Annotated in this window: 19 protein-coding genes; 7 read left to right on the forward strand and 12 right to left on the reverse strand. The window is 67.5% G+C overall.

All coding sequences use genetic code 11. From position 1 onward, the window contains the following. The first annotated feature begins 51 nt into the window (after positions 1 to 51). Complete coding sequence (locus AC13GF_RS16000; protein WP_483005268.1) at positions 52 to 1,272, forward strand: RtcB family protein; 1,221 nt, start codon at positions 52 to 54, stop codon at positions 1,270 to 1,272. A gap of 97 nt (positions 1,273 to 1,369) precedes the next feature. On the opposite strand, the gene AC13GF_RS16005 is transcribed toward AC13GF_RS16000, so the two are convergent. Beyond that, positions 1,370 to 2,275 (reverse strand): NAD(P)/FAD-dependent oxidoreductase, encoded by a 906-nt coding sequence (locus AC13GF_RS16005; RefSeq protein ID WP_483005269.1) that lies wholly within the window; start codon positions 2,273 to 2,275, stop codon positions 1,370 to 1,372. After that, on the reverse strand, positions 2,265 to 2,720 hold the full coding sequence (locus tag AC13GF_RS16010; RefSeq protein WP_033833804.1) for an Rrf2 family transcriptional regulator: 456 nt from the start codon (positions 2,718 to 2,720) through the stop codon (positions 2,265 to 2,267). The genes AC13GF_RS16005 and AC13GF_RS16010 overlap by 11 nt, the downstream gene beginning before the upstream one ends. Positions 2,721 to 2,903: 183 nt before the next feature. On the opposite strand from AC13GF_RS16010, the gene AC13GF_RS16015 reads away from it, so the two are divergent. Next, positions 2,904 to 5,024, forward strand: coding sequence for a methyl-accepting chemotaxis protein (locus tag AC13GF_RS16015; protein WP_483005270.1), 2,121 nt, complete (start codon positions 2,904 to 2,906; stop codon positions 5,022 to 5,024). A gap of 375 nt (positions 5,025 to 5,399) precedes the next feature. Here the strand turns inward: AC13GF_RS16015 and AC13GF_RS16020 are convergent, their stop codons facing one another. Next, the gene (locus AC13GF_RS16020) at positions 5,400 to 6,302 is read right to left on the reverse strand and encodes a LysR substrate-binding domain-containing protein (RefSeq protein WP_483005271.1); all 903 of its coding nucleotides are present in this window, start codon (positions 6,300 to 6,302) and stop codon (positions 5,400 to 5,402) included. Positions 6,303 to 6,407: 105 nt separating this feature from the next. Between AC13GF_RS16020 and AC13GF_RS16025 the strand changes: the two genes are divergently transcribed. Together AC13GF_RS16025 and dkgB are read left to right on the forward strand one after the other, a co-directional pair. Beyond that, positions 6,408 to 7,622, forward strand: coding sequence for an MFS transporter (locus AC13GF_RS16025; RefSeq protein ID WP_483005272.1), 1,215 nt, complete (start codon positions 6,408 to 6,410; stop codon positions 7,620 to 7,622). Positions 7,623 to 7,748: 126 nt separating this feature from the next. Next, positions 7,749 to 8,558 carry a 2,5-didehydrogluconate reductase DkgB gene (dkgB, locus tag AC13GF_RS16030; protein WP_483005273.1) on the forward strand — a complete coding sequence of 270 codons (810 nt, stop codon included), beginning with the start codon at positions 7,749 to 7,751 and terminating at the stop codon, positions 8,556 to 8,558. Between the two features lie 110 nt (positions 8,559 to 8,668). On the opposite strand, the gene AC13GF_RS16035 is transcribed toward dkgB, so the two are convergent. The 3 genes from AC13GF_RS16035 to AC13GF_RS16045 all read right to left on the reverse strand — a co-directional run bounded on the left by AC13GF_RS16035 (position 8,669) and on the right by AC13GF_RS16045 (position 11,060). Then, positions 8,669 to 10,402: a hybrid sensor histidine kinase/response regulator gene (locus AC13GF_RS16035; RefSeq protein WP_483005274.1), complete on the reverse strand. Its 1,734-nt coding sequence runs from the start codon at positions 10,400 to 10,402 to the stop codon at positions 8,669 to 8,671. 1 nt (position 10,403) lies between these two features. Then, positions 10,404 to 10,730, reverse strand: a complete 327-nt coding sequence (locus AC13GF_RS16040; protein ID WP_483005275.1) for a hypothetical protein — start codon at positions 10,728 to 10,730, stop codon at positions 10,404 to 10,406. Between the two features lie 180 nt (positions 10,731 to 10,910). Beyond that, on the reverse strand, positions 10,911 to 11,060 hold the full coding sequence (locus tag AC13GF_RS16045; RefSeq protein ID WP_483005276.1) for a hypothetical protein: 150 nt from the start codon (positions 11,058 to 11,060) through the stop codon (positions 10,911 to 10,913). A 57-nt stretch (positions 11,061 to 11,117) separates the two neighbouring features. Here AC13GF_RS16045 and AC13GF_RS16050 point away from each other — a divergent pair, with 57 nt between their 5' ends. Next, positions 11,118 to 11,894: a YdcF family protein gene (locus tag AC13GF_RS16050; RefSeq protein ID WP_483005277.1), complete on the forward strand. Its 777-nt coding sequence runs from the start codon at positions 11,118 to 11,120 to the stop codon at positions 11,892 to 11,894. Here the strand turns inward: AC13GF_RS16050 and AC13GF_RS16055 are convergent. Beyond that, positions 11,857 to 12,558: an alpha/beta fold hydrolase gene (locus AC13GF_RS16055; protein WP_483005278.1), complete on the reverse strand. Its 702-nt coding sequence runs from the start codon at positions 12,556 to 12,558 to the stop codon at positions 11,857 to 11,859. The two genes, AC13GF_RS16050 and AC13GF_RS16055, sit on opposite strands and share 38 nt — an antisense overlap. Before the next feature lie 137 nt (positions 12,559 to 12,695). On the opposite strand from AC13GF_RS16055, the gene AC13GF_RS16060 reads away from it, so the two are divergent. Next, positions 12,696 to 13,076: a YbjQ family protein gene (locus AC13GF_RS16060; protein ID WP_483005279.1), complete on the forward strand. Its 381-nt coding sequence runs from the start codon at positions 12,696 to 12,698 to the stop codon at positions 13,074 to 13,076. Positions 13,077 to 13,138: 62 nt separating this feature from the next. Here the strand turns inward: AC13GF_RS16060 and AC13GF_RS16065 are convergent, their stop codons facing one another. Further along, positions 13,139 to 15,859, reverse strand: a complete 2,721-nt coding sequence (locus AC13GF_RS16065; RefSeq protein WP_483005280.1) for a bifunctional acetate--CoA ligase family protein/GNAT family N-acetyltransferase — start codon at positions 15,857 to 15,859, stop codon at positions 13,139 to 13,141. 84 nt (positions 15,860 to 15,943) lie between these two features. After that, positions 15,944 to 17,314, reverse strand: coding sequence for a magnesium transporter (gene mgtE, locus AC13GF_RS16070; RefSeq protein WP_483005281.1), 1,371 nt, complete (start codon positions 17,312 to 17,314; stop codon positions 15,944 to 15,946). Positions 17,315 to 17,659: 345 nt separating this feature from the next. Here mgtE and AC13GF_RS16075 point away from each other — a divergent pair, with 345 nt between their 5' ends. Next, on the forward strand, positions 17,660 to 19,438 hold the full coding sequence (locus AC13GF_RS16075) for a monovalent cation:proton antiporter-2 (CPA2) family protein (RefSeq protein WP_483005282.1): 1,779 nt from the start codon (positions 17,660 to 17,662) through the stop codon (positions 19,436 to 19,438). 79 nt (positions 19,439 to 19,517) lie between these two features. Here the strand turns inward: AC13GF_RS16075 and AC13GF_RS16080 are convergent, their stop codons facing one another. The 3 genes from AC13GF_RS16080 to AC13GF_RS16090 all read right to left on the reverse strand — a co-directional run bounded on the left by AC13GF_RS16080 (position 19,518) and on the right by AC13GF_RS16090 (position 23,710). Continuing rightward, positions 19,518 to 22,856, reverse strand: coding sequence for an ankyrin repeat domain-containing protein (locus AC13GF_RS16080; protein ID WP_483005283.1), 3,339 nt, complete (start codon positions 22,854 to 22,856; stop codon positions 19,518 to 19,520). Beyond that, positions 22,849 to 23,109: a YcgL domain-containing protein gene (locus AC13GF_RS16085; RefSeq protein ID WP_014648833.1), complete on the reverse strand. Its 261-nt coding sequence runs from the start codon at positions 23,107 to 23,109 to the stop codon at positions 22,849 to 22,851. The genes AC13GF_RS16080 and AC13GF_RS16085 overlap by 8 nt, the downstream gene beginning before the upstream one ends. Positions 23,110 to 23,269: 160 nt before the next feature. Beyond that, a complete protein-coding gene (locus AC13GF_RS16090; RefSeq protein ID WP_010482305.1) occupies positions 23,270 to 23,710 on the reverse strand; it encodes a hypothetical protein in 441 nt (146 codons plus the stop codon). Positions 23,711 to 23,747: the final 37 nt, after the last annotated feature.

The raw sequence follows: 23,747 nt of genomic DNA on the forward strand, positions 1-23,747 counted from the left end.
AGCGGCGGCGCAGGGACGCGCCGCCGGCCCATCAAGGACATATACGAAGACATGGACACTCAACACAACTATCAATGGCTGCACGCCGAGGGCACCACGCCGATCAAGGGCTGGGTCAACGGTGTGCCGCTGGAAGCGCAGGCGCATGAGCAGCTGCGCAACATCGCCGCGATCCCGTTCGTCGGACCCTGGGTGGCCGTGATGCCGGACGTGCACCTGGGCAAGGGCGCGACCGTGGGCTCGGTGATCCCGACCCGCGGGGCGATCATCCCGGCCGCGGTCGGCGTCGACATCGGTTGCGGCATGGCGGCGGTGCGTACCACGCTGCGCGCCAACGACCTGCCTGATGACCTGCGGCAACTGCGCAACAGCATCGAGCGCAGCATCCCGGTCGGCAATGGGCGCGGCGGCGAACATCACCGCATGCCCGACAGCATCCACACCCGGCTGGTGCAGTCGGGGCTGGCCGACGGCCTGGAGAAGATCAAGGACAAGCACCGCAGGATCCGCACCGACAAGCTGGATCGCCAGCTGGGTACGCTGGGCGGCGGCAACCACTTCATCGAGCTGTGCCTGGACGAGACGGACACGGTGTGGGTGATGCTGCACAGCGGCTCGCGCGGCACCGGCAACCTGATCGGCACCTACTTCATCGAGAAGGCGCGCGAGGAACTGGCGCGGCGCGTGCTGGGCTTCCACCTGCCGGACAAGGACCTGGCGTTCTTCATGGAAGGCGAGCCGCTGTTCGATGACTACGTTGAAGCGGTGTCGTGGGCGCAGGACTACGCCCGGCAGAACCGCGAGGCGATGATGTCGCGCGTGCTGGCCGAGATGCGCCACCGGTTGCCGAAGTTCCAGCTGGCGGCGATGGCGGTGAACTGCCACCACAACTACGTGCAGAAGGAGACGCACCACGGCCAGGAGTTGCTGGTGACGCGCAAGGGCGCGGTCAGCGCGCGTGAGGGCGAGCTGGGCATCATTCCCGGCAGCATGGGCACGCGCAGCTACATCGTGCGCGGCAAGGGCAACGCGGACAGCTTCCACAGCTGCAGCCACGGCGCCGGCCGGGTGATGAGCCGTGGCACGGCGCGCCAGCAGATCACGCTGGCCCAGCACCGCGAGGCCACCGCGCACGTGGAATGCCGCAAGGACAGTGGCGTGCTGGACGAGTCACCGGCCGCGTACAAGTCGATCGACGATGTGATGGCGGCGCAGCTCGACCTGGTGGACGTGGTGCACACGCTGCGGCAGGTGCTGTGCGTGAAGGGGTAATGGAGCGGTGCCGACCAAGGTCGGCACCCACCGCTCCCGATTGCAGTAGATCCATGCCATGCATGGATGAAACGGCGCCGACCAGGGCCGGCATCAATCAGCGCGGCACGCTGTCCTCGGCCACCAGCGCATGGTGCACACCAATGCCCGCACGCACGCCCTCGGCAGCAGCCAACGTGATGTTGCCGACCGTCGTGGCGTCGCCTGCGGCATACACGTTAGGCACCGAGGTCTGCTTCATCGCATCGACTTCGATCAGCACGCCCAGCGGATTCTCGGCCAGCGCACAGCCCAGCTGCTGCACCAATGGCGTGGCCATCGCCTGGGTGGCCGGCACGAACAACGCACGCTGGGCGATGCGGCGGCCTTCGGCCAGCTCCACTTCCAGCCAGGTCGGCTGGTCGCCCTGCAGGCCCAGCACGGGTGACGTCTCGATCTGCACGCCACGCTGCTGCATGGCGGCGCGCTCCTCATCAGTGATGTCCAGTCCCATGCTGAAGAACGTGACATTGCCCCAGTCGGCGAACAGCGGCGCCTTGCTGGCGGACATCGGATGGCCGCCGAGCAGGCCGATGGCACCACCACCCACTTCATAGCCATGGCAGTACGGGCAATGCAGCACGGTGCTGCCCCAGCGCTCGGCCAGGCCCGGCAACTCCGGCAACTGGTCGGCGATACCGCTGGCCAGCAGCAGCTTGCGCGCGGCCAGCACCTGGCCATCGGCGGTACGCACTTCCACGCCTTCGGCGTGGGCGGTGGCCTGCACGGCTTCGGCATGCACCCAACGCACCGTGGGGTAGTCCAGCAGTTGCTGGCGCGCGGTCTTCAGCAGCTCGGCGCCACTGATGCCATCCAGCCCCAGCACCCCGTGCGAATGACTGGCGAAACGGTTGCGCGGCGAGGCGGCGTCGATGACGGTGACCGGGCGACGGGCACGGGCCAGGATCAGGCCGGCGGCAATGCCGGCATAGCTGCCGCCGACGATGAGCACATCAGGATTCATGGTGACCTTCCAGGGAACGGTGATGGGCAAGATGACGGGCGAAGTCGGCGCCGAGCTGGTCCAGCGTGGTCGCCTGCAGGCGCTGTTCGAGCAGGCGCTGCGCCTCGCGTGCACCCTCGAGCAGGGCGCTGTTGACCAGCTGCTGGATCGGGCAGCCACCGCCGGAATCGCGGGCGCCGACCTGCACCAGCGGTGGAGCCCCCACCGCCAGGTAGATGTCATGCAGGGTGATCGCCGCGGCATCGCGTGCCAGCAGGCTGCCGCCGCCGTGGCCGCGGGTGCTGCGCACCAGGCCGGCCTTGTGCAGCTGTGCCAGCAGGCGACGGATCACCACCGGATGGGTGGGCAGGCACGATGCCAGCTGCTCGGAAGTGCGCGGGGCGGCATGGCCGACCAGGTGCGCCATCACATGCAGGGCGTCGGAAAGCGGGTTCGCGGATTTCATGTAACAACAATAGTTACATTTAAATCCCCTGTCGAGGGTCCTCATTCGTTCCATATGGACACATTTGTCCTATGAAATGATTTCTTCACATCGATAAACGAAACGCGAATGTGATGCGCGTCCCACTTCAGCGCGTGCGCAACGGGTCGATACCGCAGTGCCCCTTCCCGAGAGTTCTTTCCCATGAATGCGTCTGTCCGTGCTCCGCGCCTGCAGTCCAAGCTGCTCGGCGCGGTTTCCGTTGGTCTGGCCGTGGTCCTGCTGTGCGCTCTGGCGGGCCTGGCCTCCGCCTGGTTGAAGTTGTCCACCGAGGTTCCGCCCGAGGTCGCGCACAGCCGCGATGCCGAACGCCTGCAGCGCGAGTTCCGCGGCCAGGTACAGGAATGGAAGAACGTACTGCTGCGCGGCCGCGACGACGCACTGCGCCAGCGCCACCTGGAGGCGTTCGACAGCGAAGGCCGCCTGGTCGAGCAGCTGGCCAAGGGCCTGACCAGCAGCCCGGATGCACGCACGCGTGATCTGGCGCAGGCCTTCATCGGCCTGCATGCGCAGCTGCAGCAGGAGTACCACGCCGCGCTGCAGGCCTTCGCCGAGGCCAGCTACGATCCCGCCGCCGGCGACAATCTGGTGCGCGGCAAGGACCGTCCGGTGGCGACCGCACTGGATGCGCTGAGCACGCACGCCACGCAGGTGGCCGAAGCGGCGGTGACGGCACGCTCGCAGCAGGCGCGCCAGACCCTGCTGCTGTGTGCAGCGCTGACCGTGCTGGCTGCCGTGCTGCTGCTGATGGGCCTGGCCTGGTGGCTGCGGCGTGCGGTGGTGCAGCCGGTACTGGCGGTGGAAGCCGCTGCGCGCGCAGTGGCTGCCGGCGACCTGCAGCACGTGGTGCAGGTACGCAGCCGCGATGAGATCGGCCGCCTCGCTCAGGCCATGCAGGCAGTGCAGTCGACGCTGCGTGGTGTGCTGGATGCACAGGCCGCGATGGCACAGGCGCATGAAGCCGGCAGCATCAGCCACCGCATGGATGCCAGTGCCTTCCCCGGCGCGTTCGGCACGATGGTGGCCGACAGCAACGCGCTGGTCGATGCGCACATCCAGGTGAAGCTGCGCGCGATCGCGATCATGGGCCGCTATGCCATCGGCGACCTCAGCCAGGACATGGAACGGCTGCCCGGCGAGAAGGCAGTGATCACCGAGGCACTGGACATGGCCAAGCGCAACCTCGGCATGATCAATGGCGAGATCCGCCGCCTGGCCGAAGCCGCGGCCGCTGGTGACTTCAGCCAGCGCGGCGACAGCGCGCGTTTCGAGCATGATTTCCGCGCGATGGTGGACGGCTTGAACCGATTGATGCAGACCACCGAACTGAACCTCGGCGAGGTCTCCAGCATGCTGCGCGCGATCGCCGATGGCCGCCTCGGCGCGCGCATGCAAGGTGATTTCCAGGGCGTGTTCGCGCGTATCGCCGGCGATGCCAATACCACCGCCGCGCAGCTGGCGACCATCGTCACCGACATCAAGCACGCCTCCGGCAATATCCACACGGCTGCGGCGGAGATCGCCGCCGGCAACAACGATCTGTCACGCCGTACCGAACAGCAGGCCGCCAACCTGGAAGAGACGGCGGCATCGATGGAGGAACTGACCTCCACCGTGCGCCAGAACGCCGAGCATGCGCGCCAGGCCAACCAGCTGGCGATCGGCGCGCACACCGTTGCCTCTCACGGCGGCAGCGTGGTCGGCCAGGTGGTGACGACAATGGGCGCGATCGAGACCTCGTCGCGACAGATCGCCGAGATCATCAGCGTGATCGACGGCATCGCCTTCCAGACCAACATCCTGGCATTGAACGCTGCGGTGGAAGCGGCCCGCGCCGGCGAGCAGGGCCGCGGCTTCGCAGTGGTCGCCAGCGAAGTGCGCACCCTGGCACAGCGTTCGGCGTCAGCCGCGAAGGAGATCAAGGCGTTGATCGAAGCCTCGGTGGAACAGGTGGGGCACGGTGCACAGCGCGTGCGCGAGGCCGGTGACACCATGGCCGAGATCGTCGCATCGGTGCAGCGCGTGACCGACATCATGGCCGAGATCTCCGCTGCCTCGCAGGAGCAGAGCGCGGGCATCGAACAGGTCAGCCAGACCGTGATCCAGATGGACGGCACCACCCAGCAGAATGCCGCGTTGGTGGAGGAAGCCAGCGCCGCCGCGCGCAGCCTGGAACAGCAGGCGAACCGGTTGATCGATGCGGTGGATGTGTTCGATCTGTCGACATCGGCCGTAGCAAAGGACGCGCTGGCCCGCGCGGCCTGATTGATCCGCTGGCCGGCAGCGTCCAACGCCAGGTGGGTAGCGCCCGACCGTTGGTCGGGCGATGGCAGGGGCAGTGCGGACCAACGGTCCGCACCCACCGTAACCTTCGGTAGTGCCAGCCGCTGGCCGGCAGCGTCCAACGCCAGGTGGGTAGCGCCCGACCGTTGGTCGGGCGATGGCAGGGGCAGTGCGGACCAACGGTCCGCACCCACCGTAACCTTCGGTAGTGCCAGCCGCTGGCCGGCAGCGTCCAACGCCAGGTGGGTAGCGCCCGACCGTTGGTCGGGCGATGGCAGGGGCAGTGCGGACCAACGGTCCGCACCCACCGTAACCTTCGGTAGTGCCGGCCGCTGGCCGGCAACCCGGCTGCAACCCTCAGCGCAGGTAACCGCTCTGCGCCATCGCTTCACCCAGGTAATCCAGGAACGAGCTGATCCGCGCCGACACCGCCGTGTTGCGGTAGTACACCGCGTGGATCGGCTGGTACACATCCAGCGTCTGCGTCGCCAACACCGGTACCAGGGTGCCGGCCGCGCGGTCGCGGTCGGTCACGAAGTCGGACAGGCAGGTGATGCCCACGCCTTCCACCGCCAGTCGGCGTAGTGTTTCGCCGCTGGACACCGCGATATCCGGGCGCACCCGCAGCAGGCCATCGGCATCGCCCGGCAGCGGCCAGTGATTCAACGATTCTGGTTCGTTGAAGCTGAGCAGCGTGTGCTGGCCCAACGCGGCGACGCTGGCCGGTTCGCCGTGCGCCGCCAGGTAGGCCGGACTGGCCACCAGCCGCAGCTGGCAGCGACCCAACGGCCGCGCATGCAGGGTGGAGTCGGCCAGCGGCCCGATCCGGATCGCCAGATCGGTGCGCCGTTCCAACAGGTCGATGTAGCGCTCGGAGCTGTTCAACTCCAGCTGCACCTCCGGGTAGCGCGCGCGGTACCCGGCCACCAGCGGCGCGATCACGTGCAGCACGAACGGCATCGCCGCATCCACGCGCAGGCGCCCGGCCGGGCGCTCGCGGCGGGCGGCCATCTGTTCCTCAGCGGACTCCACCGCATCGATGATCACCCGTGCATGGCGCAGGTAGGCCTCGCCCTCGGCGGTCAGGTGCAGGCGGCGGGTGGTACGGGTCAACAGGGTGGTGCCGAGCTTGTCTTCCAGCCGCCCCAGCGCCCGGCTCACGCCCGAGGGCGTCTGCCCCAGCTGTTCGGCGGCAGCACTGATCGACCCGCTGTCGATCACCGCGAGGAAGGCCTGCATTTCATCGAGAGTGGTTTTCATGCCGCCATTATTGACTGGGGGGCAATAGTGATTGGCGTGAAGACCGGTTTTTCGGCAAAGGTGCGCCGCGCACACTGCGCGCCTTCCTTCCCTCCGGAGCCGGCCATGATCCGTGGCATTCCCCTCGCCCTGCTGGCGCTGACCCTCGGTGCCTTCGCCATCGGCACCACCGAGTTCGTCATCGTCGGCCTGATCCCCACCATTGCCGCCGACCTTCAGGTCAGCCTGCCTTCGGCCGGCCTGCTGGTCTCGCTGTATGCCCTCGGCGTGGCCATCGGTGCGCCGGTGCTGACCGCGCTCACCGGCCGCGTGCCGCGCAAGTCGCTGCTGGTGGCGCTGATGGTGCTTTTCACCCTGGGCAACGTCATCGCGTTCCTGGCGCCGGGCTACACCTCGCTGATCGTCGCCCGCATCCTCACCGGTCTCGCCCACGGTGTGTTCTTCTCGATCGGTTCGATCATCGCCACCGCGGTGGTGCCGAAGGAGAAGGCCGCCAGCGCGATCGCCATCATGTTCACCGGCCTCACCGTGGCGCTGGTGACCGGTGTGCCGCTGGGCACCTTCATCGGCCAGCATCTGGGCTGGCGCGCCACCTTCCTGGCGGTGGCCGCTCTGGGCGTGATCGCCCTGCTCGGCGCGCTGCTGTTCGTGCCGCGCAGCGTGCCGCAGAGTGCGCCGGCCAGCTTCCGCCAGCAGCTGGCCGTACTCGCCCAACCCCGCCTGCTGCTGGTCTATGCGATGACCGCGCTGGGCTACGGCGGCACCTTCCTGGCCTTCACCTATCTGGCGCCGATCCTGCAGGACGTCACCGGTTTCTCCGCCAATGCGGTCAGCCTGGTGCTGCTGGTGTACGGCGTGTCGGTGGCGATCGGCAACCTGTGGGGCGGGCGCATGGCCGACCGCATGGGTCCGGTGCCCGCACTGAAGCGCATCTTCGCCCTGTTGGCCGTCGTGCTGTTCGTGCTCACCTTCACCGCCTACAACACCTGGCTGATGCTGCTGACGGTGCTGGCACTGGGTGCGGTGGCGTTCGGCAACGTGCCAGGCCTGCAGGTGTATGTGGTCAAGCAGGCCCAGCGCTACGCGCCGCAGGCCACTGATGTGGCCTCGGGACTGAACATCGCCGCCTTCAACATCGGCATCGCGCTGGGCGCCTCGCTCGGCGGGCTGGTGGTGGAGAACATCGGCCTGATGCACACGCCGTGGCTGGGCGCGCTGGTGGTGGTGGGCGCGTATGCATTGACCGTGCTCAGCGGCCGCCTGGACCGCCGCGACGGCATCGATGACCGCGCCGATGGCATCGCCGTGGCCGCGCATTGAGATAAGTCATGCCGTGCCGGCGCCCTGCCGGTACGGTGGTGCAATGCACCGTTGCCGGCACGCATGCGGCCACTGGCCTACTCTTTGCCGGATATTCGCGTCCCTCCCCCTCTGCTGGAGCTCCCCATGACTGTCCCCGCCTTCGGTCTCGGCACCTTCCGCCTGAAAGACCAGACCGTGATCGACTCCGTGCGCAACGCGCTGGATGTCGGCTACCGCGCCATCGATACCGCGCAGATCTACGGCAATGAAGCCGAGGTCGGCCAGGCCATCGCCGATGCCGGCGTGCCGCGCGAAGAGATCTACCTGACCACCAAGGTCTGGATCACCGAGTTCAAGCGCGAAGCGCTGCTGGCCAGCCTGCATACCAGTCTGGAAAAGCTGCGTACCGATCATGTGGACCTGACGCTGATCCACTGGCCGTCGCCGAACGACAAGGTCGACGTGCCGATGGAGGAGTACCTGACCGCACTGGCCGAGGCCAAGGCACAGGGCATGACGAAGCAGATCGGCATCTCCAACTTCACCATCGCACAGACCCGCAAGGCGATCGGCATCCTCGGTGCCGACGCCATCGCCACCAACCAGATCGAGATCCATCCGTACCTGCAGAACCGCCTGCTGGTGAAGTTCCTGCAGGACAACGGCATCCACATCACCGCCTACATGAGCCTGGCCTATGGCGAGGTGATCAAGGACCCGGTGATCCAGGCCATTGCCGGCCGTCACCAGGCCACTCCGGCGCAGATCGCGCTGGCCTGGGCGCTGCAGCAGGGCTTCTCGGTGATCCCTTCGTCCACCAAGCGCGAAAACCTGTCGGGCAACCTGGAAGCAGCAGCGATCCGCCTGACCGACGAAGACATGGCACAGATCGCCAAGCTGGATCGTGGGCACCGCCTGGCCAACCCGGAAGGTATCGCCCCGGCCTGGGATTGATCCCAACTGCGGTTACGGATCGGAATCGGTAGGTGCCGACCATGGTCGGCACTGACCTCTGATCGATCATTGAAACACCGTGCGGACCAAGGTCGGCACCTACCGGACGGTCAGCGCTCGGCAACACCGCGCAACATATCCAGGACGCTCTCGATGTCCGGTGGCTTGCACAGAAAACCAGCCGCGCCCAGCGCCTGCGCCCTGTCAATCACCTCCACCCGGGTGTCTGCGCTCATCACCAGAACGGGAGGCGCCGCAGGGTCCCTGACCAGCGCCTCCAGTACGTCCCATCCACTGCAACCTGGCATGTGCAGATCCAGCAGAACTACGTCGGGCGCCAGCGCCTTGATGACGGCCTGAGCATCGTGACCATCTTTCCGGAAGCTGAGGCGATGGCCTGCACACTGCAGCAGGTGCTGCACCACCTCGCGGTTGGTCTCCACGTCTTCGAACAGCAGGCAGTGCAGCGGACGAACCACCGCCGCGTGCGACTGGAAAAGCTCACCCAGGGAAGGAAGCGGGTCAGCCTCATCGGCCACGGCAGCAGCGAAGCACCACACGAATGAGGCGCCGCCGGCGTCGCTGCGGCCGACGCTGATCGTTCCGCCCATGGCATCGGAGATCAACCGAACGATGTACAGCCCGAGCCCGACGCCCTGTTCGCAACGTGCTTCGCCCTGACTGACCTGCACGAAAGGCGAGAAAATCATGTCTCTCTGTGCTTCGTCGATGCCCGTCCCGGAGTCGCAGACCGAGATCCGCACCTCCCAGTCATCCACCGCTCGAACGGCGCCAACCGAGACCCTCGCCTCGCCCGCCATGGGACTGAACTTGATGGCATTGCAGAGAAGATTGGTCACCACCTGTTCGATGCGACCGCCATCTGCCAACAGCCATACGTCTGCTCTCCCAACATCCACCTGCAGTACCACGCCTTTGTCTGCAGCCGCAGGCATGCAGCTCGCCTGCGCCGCCTCGATGATGGAACGCAGCGAACAAGGATGTGGCCGCAGTTTCAGCTTGCCACCATCAATGCTGGCAACATCAAGTACATCATCAATGCGACGTCGGAGCGCCTGGGCCTGCCCTGCAACGGTGGCCAGTGCGTGTCGCTGGGCAGCACTTGCCGTATTGACCTCCAGAAGCTGGATGCCGCTGATGATGGCATTGAGCGGCGTGCGAAGCTCATGACTCATGGTGCCGACGAATCGCCCCTGCGCCTCACGCGACGCAATGGCACGCAACGCGATTTCGCGCATCGCTGCCACCAGTGACGCCACGACCAGCGGCAACAGGATGGTCAGCGCCAGCGCATAGGCCAGATAGGCGGGCCGCGAGAACCAGTAGCCTTCAGGGGCTGCCCACAGCAGCGCCACGGCCGTTACCGCGATTGCCGGCGCCATGGCCTTGCGTCCGTAAGCCACCGTCGCGGCGATGACGAGGAACGGCAGGATTGCATTGAGTGCCATCAACAGGATGAAGGCCGCGTGCACCTGGATGGCCACCATCGCCAGACTGAGCAGAAGACCCGCCGCGTCGTACCACGTGTCGTGACGCGCCCTGCGAAGGTTTACAAAGAGTGCCCACGCTACAGATACCGCCAGAAGTACAACGGCGGCCGGCAGCACCCGCGCTGCCTCATCGGCCAGAACAGGCTGAGGGCCATCGATCCAGAGCCAGCACCACAGCACCGCAAGCGCCTGCAGCAGCACCCGGAACCCACTGGCGCGCGGCTCCTGGAAGCATGACAGCAGTAGCGCCAGACGATGCATTTCCAGCACGCGCGCAGCATGCAGCAGCGCTGCCGGGGACGACATTGGAGAGGGCGTGTACGGATCATGCATGTCAGCGCCCCCCGGTCAGTGATTGACCTGTCGTGCGTCCCAGAAGGCGCTTTGCCGAGATTGCCAGCGCGCAGCCGCGCAGCCGCACGCTGCCGATGGCTTCGCCGGAGCGGAGAGCATCAGCCAGATCTTCGCAGGCATCGGCAATCCTGCAGCTGCCCAACGCCGAGGTCACACTTTTCAAGGCATGCATGCGCGAAAGCTCCTGTTCCAGGCAACCCGGGGATTCATTCTCCGCAGCGCTCATCCAGCGCGAAATCGCCTCGTCCAGGTCAACGACAAACGATGAGAACTGGTCTGGCGCGGTCGCTGCAATCAGGTTGAGCATCGATCGCTCCCCGAGCTCAGGTCCGTCTGCAGGATGTCCCCGCGGCTCTACGCCTTGCGTTGAGTTCAAGCGTCGCATTGCTTTCCTCTGCTTGTCGCATTCAACACCTGAAGAGATGCGTTTCCGCGTTCCGCGACGCCCAAACAGAGGCCTGAAGCGACAACGTGCGGAGCGTACGGACTACTGCATCCGTTGATGGATCTGCAGGAACAGCTGCGGAAACAGGCTACCCAGCAGATGCCCGCCTGCAACCGCGAGCAGGATGGCGCCCACGATGGCAACACATCTGACCGGGAGTGACATTCGCTTCAGATCCATGGCATCCAGCATGGAAGCAACGATCGCGTAACGCCATCGGATTCCTTTCAAATTTTCCTGAGGTTCGTCATGCTCGCCCTGACACTCTTTCTGCTGCTCTCGTGTGCGGTTCTGGTCCGAAAGCGACACGTGCGTAGCGGCGCCCTGCTCGCCGTAGCGCCACTGGCCATCCTGGCCAGCGCGAGCACGCCCATCACGCAACTGCTGCTGGACCTGGCACAGGACGCGCCGCCAAGCACTGCAACAGCGCACCATCCACGCACGGCGATTGTCGTGCTGGGCGCTGGCATCGATCAGGACGCTCACGGCTCCAGGCCCGGCCTGGCTGGCTATAGCCGGTTGATGGCCGCAACGCAGCGCTACCTCGCCTGCGAACGCACCGGCGAATCCTGCGTGGTGCTGGTCAGCGGTGGCGCTACTGCGCCAGACAATGCCGCAGAAGCCAACGTCTACGCGCGTGAACTGATTGCGCTGGGCGTGCCTGCGGAACACATCATCCGCGAGCACGCCAGCGTGAACACCTGGCAGAACGCCAGGAACAGCAGCCGAATGATCCAGCGCGACAGTGTCCGGGTAGTGCTGTTGACCTCTGGCCTGCACCTAAGGCGAAGTCTGATCTACTTCCGGCACTTCGGTGTCGTGGCCGAGGGCTTGCCCAGTGATCGCCTCCGCGCCTCGCCGGGGTGGCTTCCCTCTGCGTACAACCTGCTGCTGATCGAAGTGATGCTGCACGAGTACATCGGCGTCCTGCGCTATCACGTTTACAACGGCATGGGTTGGAACGAGGAATCCATCAGGCTGGACAGTGTCACGCCTGCAGCAACCATCCACGCATTGCGGCACTGACCTCGTCCGGCTTTTCCATCGGTGCCAGGTGCCCGCAATCGGGCACCACCACCAGCTGCGAGTGCGGCACCATCGCGTGCATTTCCTCGCTCACCGCCAGCGGCGTGATGCGATCATTGGCGCCGCATACGATCAGCAGCGGGTCGTGGTAACCGGCCAGCACATCGTGGCCATCGCGGCGTTCCAGCCCGCTCTGGCGCAGGAACACTTCCGCGCCCAAGCGAGCGGTCATATCGCGCACGCGCTGCACCAACACGTAGTCATCCAGCCGCGAGGCATCGATGTAGCTGCGCATCAGCGCGTCACCGAAGCCATGGAACTTGCCGGGCAGGCGCACGCTGGCGCGCTGGCTGCGACGCTGTTCAGCACGTTCCGGTGAATCGGCGTGGATCGAGGTATCGACCAGCGCCAGCTGCAGCACGCGTTCCGGCGCGATGCGCAGTATCTGCTGGGCGACGAAACCACCCAGCGAGAACCCGGCCAGGGCGAAGCGCTCCGGCGCCTGCGCCAGCACGTCCTCGGCCACCGCCTGCAGGGTCTCGCCGCGGGTCTGGTCGCCTACGGTGCAATCGGCGATGTCGGCCAGGTCAGCCAACTGCGCGCGCCACAGTTCGGCATCGTTGAGCAGTCCGGGCAGCAGCAACAGAGGGATACGGTCGGTCATGGGGGTATTGTCGCGCCATCACGGTGACGGAGCCATGCCGCAACGGGCGATTGCATTGTAGAGTCGAGCTTGCTCGACTGCTCCACAACCAGTCGAGCAAGCTCGACTCTACAGAAGGCAGCGATACGGACGCGACCATGGCAGACCCCTACAACAGCGGCTCACCTTCCCCGCCCACACTGCGCTTCGACGATGCGCTGGTCACCACCGCCTTCGAGCTGCCCGGGCACCGCGTCGTGCGCAACCTGGGCGTGGTGCGCGGCATCACCGTGCGCTCGCGCTCGATCGTCGGCAACTTCCTGGGCGGCATCCAGACGCTCTTCGGTGGCAACATCACCATCTACACCGAACTGTGCGAACAGGCCCGCGAGGAAACCTACCGCGACATGGTCAAGCATGCGCGGCAACTGGGTGCCAACGCGATCATCGGCATGCGCTACGACGCCACCGATGTGATGACCGGGCTGACCGAGGTGCTGTGCTATGGCACGGCGGTGGTGGTGGAACCACTGCGGTAGCCTGGTCGTAGCGTCGAGCTTGCTCGACTGCTTTCGATGGCAACAGTCGAGCAAGCTCGACTCTACAGCGGTGCCGCCGGCACCTCTACCTGCTGGACCGGCAGGGTCACCATCATCACCGTCGGGTCGTCCGGATCGAGCTTGGTCTTGAAGCCCAGGCTCTGGCACATCGCCAGCATGGTGCTGTTCTCGCGCAGTACCTGGCCTTCGACCACGTCCAGGCCCAGCCACTTGGCGTACTCGATCATGATCGCCATCAGCCGCCAGCCGATGCCGTGGCCCTTCAGGTCCGAGCGGATCAGGATGCCGTACTCGCCGCGGTGGTAATCGGCGTCGGCATGCAGGCGCACCGCGCCGAGCATTTCGCCACTGCGCGGTTCGATCGCCACCAGCGCGATCGAGCGTGCATAGTCGAGCTGGGTCAGGCGCGCGATGAACTCGTGGCTGAAGTGCTTCACCGACTGGAAGAAGCGCAGGCGCAGGTCCTCGTCGCTGACGCGGGCGAAGAACGCACGGAACAGCGCGTCGTCCTCCGGCCGCACCGGGCGCACGAAGGCGCGGCCGCCATCGGACAGTTCGATGGTTCGCTCCCACTCCTTCGGGTACGGGAACACCGAAAAACGCGGATGGCCACGGCCCTTGTGCAGGATGCGCGACGGCGCCACCGCCACACGTGCGTCGAGGGCAAGGATGCCCTTGCCGTCGACCAGCAGCGGATTGATGTCCAGCGTACGCACTTCGGGGATGTCGGCGGCCAGCTGTGCCAGCTTGACCAGCGCCAATGCCAGTGCGCGCTCGTCGGCGGCAGGCACATCACCGTAGGCCTTGAGGATGCGCGAGGCACGGGTCTGGCCGATCAGCTCATGGGCCAGGCGCAGGTCCAGCGGCGGCAGCGCCAGCGCCTTGTCATTGATCACTTCGACCGCGGTACCGCCACGGCCGACCACGATCACCGGACCGAACGTCGCGTCATCGGCAATGCCGACGATCAACTCGCGCGCCTTCGGGCGGACGATGGTCGGCTGCACCAGCAGGCCGTCAATGCGCGCATCCGGCCGCAGCTGGCGCGCGCGCGACAGGATCGCGTTGGCAGCGCTCTGCACCGCCGGCAGCGTGGACAGGTTCAGGCGCACGCCATCCACTTCCGACTTGTGCGGAATGTCCGGTGACAGGATCTTCAGTGCGACCGTGGCACCACGTTCCAGCAGCGGCTGCGCCAGGTCCATCGCCTCGTGCGCATCACGCGCATGCATCACCGGCGCGGACGGAATGCCGTAGGCCTTGAGCAGTTCATGCGTGGCCAGCGGGTCCAGCCACTGCTGGCCATTGGCCAGCGCAGCATCGACCAGTGCACGCGCGGCCGCTGCGTCAACGTTGAAGTCCTGCGGCAGGCTGGGTGGCGTTTCCATCAGGGCGTTCTGCGCTTCACGGTAACGCACCAGATGCTGGAAGCCACGTACCGCTTCGGCCTCGGTCGGATAGGTCGGCACCCGCGCCGCGTTGAGCGTGGCGGTGGCCTGGTCATCGTTGCCCAGCCACACCGCGAACACCGGCTTGTCGCGATGGTGGCGCGGACGCAGGCCGAGCGTGCGGGTCAGCGCCTGCGCAGCGTCTGCAGACGAGGTGAATGCGGTGGGCACATTGACCACCATCACCGCGTCGTTCTCGTTGTCGGCCAGCAGCGCTTCGATGGCGGCGGCATAGCGGTCACCATCGGCGTCGACCACGATGTCGACCGGATTGCTGCGCGACCAGCCCTGCGGCAACACGGCGTCGAGTTTCTCGACCGTGCTGTCGGACAGGTTGGCCAGCGTGCCACGCAATGCGATGAGCTGGTCCACGGCCAGGCGGCCGACACCGCCACCATTGCTGAGAATGGCCAGGCGACGACCGGGGAACGTCCCCAACCGGCCCAGCGATTCGGCAGCCGTGAACAGTTCGTCCAGCGCGCTGACGCGCAGCAGGCCGGCACGATTGAAGGCCGCACCGTACACGTCGTCGGTGCGGGCCAGGGCCTGCACATGGGTATCGCGGCTGCCCGGCTGCACGCGCTCGGCGCGGCCGGACTTCACCACCACCACCGGCTTGGCGCGGGCGGCGGCACGTGCGGCCGACATGAACTTGCGCGCATCCTTGATCTGCTCGACATAGAGCAGGATGGCGCGGGTGCGGTAGTCGGTGGCGAAGTAGTCGAGCAGGTCGCCGAAGTCGACGTCCATCGTGTCGCCCAGCGAAACAACGGCGGAGAAGCCGACCGAGCGCGCCACGCCCCACTCGACCAGCGCGGCGGCAATGGCGGAGGATTCGGAGATCAACGCAAGATCACCGGCCTGCGGGAAGTGCGCGGCGATGCTGGCGTTAAGCCGTGCATGCGGTGCGATTACACCCAGGCAGTGCGGGCCAAGGATGCGCAGGCCGTGCTTGCGCGACACCGTTTCCACCTGTTCCGACAACGAGCCCGGGCCTTCGCCCAGGTGCGCGGTGAGGATGATCGCGGCCTGCACGCCGCGTTCGGCGGCGGTACGCACCACCTGCGGCACGATCGCCGCCGGTGCGGTGATGACCACCAGGTCGGGTACCCAGTCCAGGTCCTTCAAGCGCTTGATCGTGCGGATGCCATCGATCTCGGCATGCCGCGGGTTGATCCACGCCACCTTGCCGGGAAAACCGGTGCCGCGCAGGTTGCGCATCACCGCGCGCCCGGCGGAGCGCTCACGCGGGCTGCCGCCGATCACCGCGACCGACTGCGGACGGAACACGGACTGCAGGTGGTAGGTACTCATGCGCCTACGGTACCCAAAAAAGGGGACGGAGGGGATTAAGTCGTTTGTGCCACAAACGACTTAATCCCCTCCGTCCCCTTTTTGTTACAGCAGCGTGCCGTGCAGGATCATCGCGGCGATGCTGAAATAGATCACCAGGCCGGTGACATCCACCAGGGTGGCCACGAACGGGGCCGAGGCGCTGGCCGGGTCGAAGCCGAGCCGCTTGAGAATGAAGGGCAGCATCGAGCCGGACAGCGAACCGAAGGTGACGATGCCGACCAGCGCGGCGCCGATGGTGATCGCCAGCAGGATCCAGTGCTCGCCGTAGTCATGCAGGCCACCCAGCTGCCAGATCACGATGCGCACGATGGCCAGGCAGCCGAGGATGGCGCCCAGCACCATGCCGGTGGGCACTTCGCGCAGGGCCACCTTCCACCAGTCACGCAGGCGCAGTTCGCGCAGTGCCAGGCTGCGGATCAGCAGCGAGGTCGCCTGCGAACCGGAGTTGCCGCCCGAGCTCATGATCAGTGGGATGAACAGGGTCAGCACCACCGCGCGCGCCAGTTCGTCCTCGTAGTGCTGCATCGCGCTGGCGGTCAGCATCTCGCCCAGGAACAGCACGCTCAGCCAGCCGGCGCGCTTGCGCAGCATCTCGAAGAAGCCGATCTGCATGTACGGCTTGTCCAGCGCTTCCATGCCGCCGAACTTGTGCGCGTCCTCGGTGGATTCCTCGATCAGCGCATCGAGCACGTCGTCCACGGTGACGATGCCGAGCATCTGCTGCTGCGCATCGACCACCGGGATCGCCAGCAGGTCGTGGCGGCGGATCAGCCGCGCCACTTCTTCCTGGTCCATCAGCGCGTCCACCGTCACCGGCGGATTGACCTGGGCCACGTCCAGGATCGATTCCTCGGGCAGGCCGGTAATCAGGCGGCGCATGGTCACCACCTGCTGCAGCTGCTGGCTGGCCGGCTCCAGCACGTAGATCGCGTACACCGTTTCACGGGTGCGCTCGACCTGGCGGATGTGCTGCAGGGTCTGCGCCACGGTCCAGCTGGAGGGTACCGCCACGTACTCGGTGGTCATCAGCGCGCCGGCGGTGTTCGGCGGGTAGCTGAGCAGCTTCTGGATGGCCTGGCGGGCGTCGGTGCCCAGCAGCGGGATCAACCGCGCGCGTTCTTCCTCATCCAGCTCGTGGACGATGTCGGTGGCGCGGTCGTCGGCCATCAGACCGAGCAGGGCGGCGGCGCGCGCCGGCGGCAGCGCGGCCACCAGTTCGCCACTGCGGTGCAGTTCCGGCGCTTCCAGCATTTTCACTGCACGCGGCAACGGCAGCGCGGCCAGCGTTTCCGCGGCGCGGGTCAGTTCCAGCGTGTTGAGGAATTCCACCGCGTCGGCGGTGTTGTAGTTCGCCAGGGGTGCGGCCAGTGCGGCGGCATCGGCCACCGGGCGCAGCAATTGCTTCTGGTTCATCGGGTTTGCCTTGTGGGGTGCGACCTCGCGCAACGCCAACGCAGGCAATCCGTCCCGATGTCAGGCGGTGGCCATCGCTGGCGTCGAACGAGGTCGACTTCTACTGTCGCTGGACATGGGTTGGGGACTCCGGGATGCGTATGCCGACGGACGCGCCGCCAGCGGCGGGCAGTCTGGACCCGTGGGCCATGCAGGTCAACCCGGCAGCCCCGCGCGGGGCACCTGCCCGGCAGGTTGTTCTCGTGCATACACAGGCCGGCGCGCATAATGACGCGGTGGCACTCGCCACCTCTTCTCCCACCCGAATGGACGCACAGCGGGCTCCGCCGATGACCAGGTATTCCCATGCATAGCGGTGGTCTGGAACTGGCCCTGGTGCTGCTGCTGGCGGCGGTCATCGCCGTGCCGGTGTTCAAGAAGTTCGGCTTCGGCGCGGTGCTGGGCTACCTGGCGGCCGGTGTGGTGCTGGGCCCGGACGGGCTGGGCTTCGTGCAGGACGCCGACCGCATCCTCGGTGCCGCCGAGATCGGCGTGGTGATGCTGCTGTTCGTGATCGGCCTGGAGCTGTCGCCGGCACGCCTGAAGGTGATGCGGCGCTCGGTATTTGGCGCCGGTGCGGCACAGGTGGCGCTGTCCGGGCTGGTGCTGGGCGGCCTGCTGCTGCTTGACCACTTCCAATGGAAAAGCGCGCTGGTGGTGGGCGTGGCGCTGGCGCTGTCATCCACCGCGGTGGGCCTGCAGCTGCTGTCCGAGCACAAGGCGATCAACAGCGACCATGGCCGGCTCGGGTTCGCCATCCTGCTGTTCCAGGACCTGATCGCGATTCCGCTGCTGGCGGCCATCCCGCTGCTGGGCGGGGTGAAGAACGAGACCCTGCGCTGGGAAGACGCCGCCGTGGCCCTCGGCGCGCTGGCGGTGGTGATCCTGTGCGGGCGCCCGGTGCTGCGCAAGGTGTTCAGCATCATCGCGCGCACCCGCAGCCCGGAAGTATTCACCGCGACCGCACTGCTGGTGGTGCTGGGCACCGCCTGGTTCATGCAGGAGGCCGGCCTCAGCCCCAGCCTGGGCGCGTTCCTGGCTGGCGTGCTGCTGTCCGATTCGGAGTTCCGGCACGAACTGGAAGCGCAGATCGAGCCGTTCAAGGGGCTGCTGCTGGGCCTGTTCTTCATCGCGGTAGGCATGGGCATCGACTTGGACCGCATCGCCGCCGAGCCGTGGCTGATCGCTGCCGGCGTGGCGATCCTGCTGGTGGTCAAATTCAGCCTGCTGTACGTGATCGGACGTATTGCCAAACTCAGTTCGCGACAGTCACTGCTGCTGGGCAGCGTGCTGTGGCTGGGCGGCGAGTTCGCCTTCGTGGTGTTCAACGAAGCGCAGCGCGCACACCTGCTGGGCAACGCCAACCATGACCGACTGGTGGCCATCGTCGGCCTGTCGATGGCGATTACGCCGCTGCTGATGATCGCGCTGCTCAAGCTGCTCGGTCAGGAGAAGGTCGCACCGCGCCAGGCCGCCGAGGCCGACAAGGTGGCGCCGGACAACCGGCCCAAGGTGCTGATCGCCGGCATGGGCCGCTTCGGCCAGGTGATCGCGCGCCTGCTGACCGCGCAGAAGGTGCCGTTCGTGGCGCTGGAAGCGAATCCGGACACCGTGGCCGACCTGCGCCGCTTCGGCAACCAGCTGTACTACGGCGACCCGACCCGGCCGGAGATGCTGCGTGCGGCCGGCGGCGAGCACATCGATGTGTTCGTGATCACCGTGGACGACCCGGAGACCAACCTGCGCGCGGTGCGCATGGTGCGCCGGCTGTACCCGGACGCGAAGGTGCTGGCGCGTGCACGCAACCGCCAGCATGCGTGGCGCCTGATGGACATGTCGGCCGAGCCGTTCCGCGAAGTGTTCGGCACCAGCCTGGAGATGAGCGGGCGCGTGCTGACTGCATTGGGCGTGGCACCGGACGTGGCCGAACGCCACGTGCAGCGCTTCCGTGAGCACGATGAGCAGCTGCTGCGCGACCAGTACCTGGTGTACGACGACGAGGCGGCGGTGATCCAGACCTCGCGCGACGCACGCAACGACCTGATGCATCTGTTCGAGGCCGACGCGGAAAGCGACGGCAAGTAGGCGTGCCGACCAACGGTCGGCACCCACCACAGATTGCGGCCGTAGATCCACGCCATGCGTGGATGTCGCAGACCTCGGCTCAGCCGTTGTCGCGCAGGAACCGCGCCATCGACGATACGCCCGGCACGCGCGGTTCGAACTCGCCGGCCACGTCGATGAAGCCGCGCATCACCGCGATCTCGCGTGGGCTGCGGTTGAGGCTGTCGCGCACTTCCGGATCGGCACCGGCACGCAGCAGGCGCTGCACCAGCAGCGGCAGGCCATGCAGCGCGGCCAGGTGCAGCGGGCCGAAGCCGCGCGGATCACGCACGTCCAGGCTGACGTCCTCGTCCAACAGGCGCTCCACCGCCGCCATCACCACCTGCTCGTCGCAGGCGGTACCCGGCTCGGCGCGCGCGCCCAGCAACAGCAGCAGCGGCGTCACCGAACCGGCGGCGGCCTGGTCCGGTTCGGCACCGGCCAGCAGCAGGGTGTCGAGCAGGGCCAGCAGGCGCGAGCGGTCGCGGGCACTGAAACCGTACAGCGCGGCGCAGTGCAGCGGGCCCAGCTGCTGCGCGTCACCGGCATGCACGTCGGCACCGGCGGTGAGCAGGCGCGCGACGATGTCCGGCAGGCCCAGCGCCGAGGCCAGCATCAGCACGGTCACGCCGCCCGGCAGGCGGTGTTCCAGCTTGGCGCCGGCGTCGAGCAGGGCCGAGACGATATCCACCTGGCGCATGCTGACCGCCGCCGACAGCGGCGTAGCACCGCTGGCCGCCGCGTGCTGCGGATCGGCGCCACGCGCCAGCAGCAGGTCGGTCACCGCCAGATGGCCACCACCGGCGGCGCGCAGCAACGCGGTGCAGCCCTGTGCGTCGACCGCGTCGACGGCGAAGCCCAGATCGATCAGGCGGCGCACCGCATCCACATCACCGGCCATCGCGGCGGCGGGCAGATCGGCCTCGCGCAGGGTGCGGCGCGGCAACGGCCATACCCGCCAGTCGAGCCAGTCGGCCAGATCACGGCGACCGATCGACAGCGCCACGCCCAGCGGCGTCTGGCCGTCGGCGGCACGGGCTTCCGGCGAGGCACCGTGCTGCACCAGCAGCTTCAGCGCGCCTTCGCGGGCCAAGGCGGTGGCCAGATGCAATGCGGTCATGCCATGGCTGTCGCGCGCTTCACGATCGACACCGGCCTTGAGCAGGGCCTGCTGCAGGCGCAGCCAGCCCAGGCGCACCGCCAGCGACAACGGCGGATCACCGGCCGGCGAAGCTGCGAACGGATCGGCGCCACGTTCCAGCAGTTCCAGCGCCAGCTGTTCCAGGCCACGGGCGGCCTGGTCGTGCTGCGCACAGGCCGCCAGGAAACGCGCCAGGCCACCGCGTCCGGCCGGTGACAGGCCACGCTGCAGCATCACCTGCAGCGCCGGCACCGCATCGATGCCACGCGACAGCAGAGCGAACATCGGCGTGTCAGAGCAGGCGTCACGCACGTAGGGATCGGCACCATGGGTCAGCAGCCAATCGACCGCACGCGGCTCCAGCGCCAGTTCCGGATCGAGCAGCAGGCCACCCAGTTCTTCCGGCTGGCACAGCCTGGCCAGCGCGGCCATGCCTTCGGTGTTGCCGAAGCCCAGCGCTTCGCGCAGCAGGGTCAACGGCGGACGGTCCGGCAGCAGGCCACTGGCGCTGGCGGCTTCGCCGCGCTCGGCCAGGCCATCACTGACGGCGGCCGGCAACGGGTAGGAAGGGTCCAGCAGGGCCACGATCGCCCAGCGGCCGGCTTCGGCGGCGTAGTCCACCGCACGGCGACCGACCGGATCAGCGGCATCGGCGGCGATGCCCAGTTCGACCAGGCGCTTGATCAGCAGCGGCGAGACATCCTCGGCCATCGCCGCCAGCTGCACCGCGTTGCGGCCTTCGCCGTCCACCGCGACCAGGTCCGGCTTGTGCGGCAGCAGATGTTCGACCACGGCGGCGCGACCGGCACGGGCCGCTTCCAGCCATGGCGTGCGGCCCAGTGCATCGCGCGCTTCCAGATTGGCTCCGGCACCGAGCAGCACGCCGATGATCTCCACGTGGCCAGCCAGCGCCGCCTCGTGCAGCGCGCTGCGGCGCTGGCGATCGCGGGCGTCGGCGCGCGCCTTGTGCTTGAGCAGCAGCTGCACACCGGCCGGATCGTCATCTTCGGTGGCAGCGGCGGCCAACAGCACCGGCGTGCCCTCGGCCGGTTCGCTGCGCGCACCGCGTTCGAGCAGGAAGCGGGCCAGGCGCCAGTTGCCGACCTGGCAGGCCACGGCCAGCGGCGACCAGCCTTCGTTGTTCAATGCATCGACTTCGGCGGCGGCATCGCGCAGCAGTGCGGCCACGCCCGGGTCGGAACTGCGCGCGGCATGGTGCAGCGGGGTGTTGCCATCGCTGTCGATGGCACGCGAATCGGCACCGTTGGCGAGCAGGGTCATCACCGCTTCGGGGCGGCCGTGCCAGCTGTCGCGGGTGGCGGCCAGCAGCGGGGTCATGCCCCGGTGCGGCGCATTCACATCGACGCCGCGGGCGATCAGTTCACGCAGCAGGCGCAAGTCCGGCAGCACCGCCGCCAGCACTGCCAGGCTGCGCTGGTCGCGCCAGTTCGGGTCCGGCAGCGCATACGGATCGGCACCGGCCTGCAGCAGCTGCAGGCCCCGGTCGATGCGGCCATGGCGGGCGGCTTCATACAGTGCCGGGGTCAGCTCCTGCGGTGCCATCGCCTCCAGCGGCGCGGTTTCTGCCGCGGCGGCGAACATTGGCTCGTGCTCGTTGCTGGCGGTGGCCAACGGGCTCGCGCGCAGCGACACCAGCGGTGCCGGCGCGACCCGCTGCAGCAGCAGGTGCAGCACGGGAGACAGCAGCACCACCGCCAGCGCGGCGGGCCAGCGTGCGCTTTCCGGCAGCAGGCCCGGCCAGGCCGGCAGCACCACCAGCGCGGCCAGCGCGATCACCAGCGCGGCGACACCGAGGCCGCGCCAGGCGGTCAGGTCGCGTCCGGCCAGCGCCTGCCAATGCTGGGCCAGGCTGCCATCCAGGCGTTCAACGTCGTTCCACAGCGGCCAGGTGCGCCAGGCCGCCAGCAGGCCCGCACTGACCAGCACGCTCAGGCCCAGCACCGCGGCCAGGCTGCCGCTGTCACGCAGCGCCGCCAGCGGCCAGGCCAGCAGCAGCGCCAGCAGCAGCGGGGCGGCGGCCCACAACGCCAGCAGCGCCGGCAGGTCCTGGCGCGCAACCACCTTCAGCGGCAGCAACGCGCGGCTGCGCCGCCACCACGACACCGCCAGCGCGAACGCCGGCTGTGCCAGTGCGGCAAGGATGGCGCCTGGAACGCCGCCCACGGCGGCGCCCAGCGCCAGCACGGCGCCCACGGCGAAGGCGATCGACAGGGCGCGCGGACGGGACGTGTCAGTCATAGTGGCGCGGCATCAGGCTGGCCACCGACGGCGGCACCTGCAGGTAGAACCCGCGCTCGCTCATTTCGCTGCGGACCTTTTCCGGATCGGCCTGGGCCAGGCGGCGCTGGGCATCCAGGGCCACTTCCAGGACGAAGGCGAGCGTCCCCAGCGAAGTGAGCAGCGGCGCAGGCAGCGCGCTGAAATCATCGCGACGGGGAACGTAGACGTAGGTGTCCGGCTTGAGTTGGCTTTTATAGACGTAGGCGTGCATGTCCGCGGGACGATAACCCGGGAAGAGCCATGATTGTGTCGGAAAGCCGACACCGGGGAAAGCCGTCAGCCGACGATGGCGGCGCGATCGACGGCGTTTCCCCGGCGGGGTTCAGCAATGTGGCGGCGGCGTTCAGCCACAGCCGCCACCACGCAGGCGCTTACTTGACCTTGGCGTAGGTGCCCTTCAGCGCGACACCGGCGAGGATCGCACCGGCATAGCATTCGTAGTTGGTGCTGCTCTTGAACTCGTTCTTCTTGTAGTAGCTGACGATGTCGACCACGGCGTTGGCGCCGCGCGACTTGGCACCGTCCTGCAGCGCGCGCAGCGCCGACAGCGCGACCCAGCGGCAGGCTTCGGCATCGCTCTTGTTGGCGGCGTTGGTCTTCTTGTTGGTCACGTCTTCGCCCAGGCGCTGCTGCACGCTGACCGGCTGGCCGGCCAGGTAGAAACGGACGCTGCCGTCGATGCCGGCGTCCTTGGCAGCCTGCGAACTGACCAGTTCCTGCAGGGACTGCTCCACGCGGGTATCGCGGGCAGAAGCGGTGGAGGCCAGGGCCAGCAGTGCGGTGGCCGTGGCGATCATCAGGGTGCGGCGCATCGGAACATCTCCTTGTCGAGGGTGCGGGTAGGTTGCG

Source organism: Stenotrophomonas sp. 22LJNL06-5-1 (assembly GCF_056861455.1).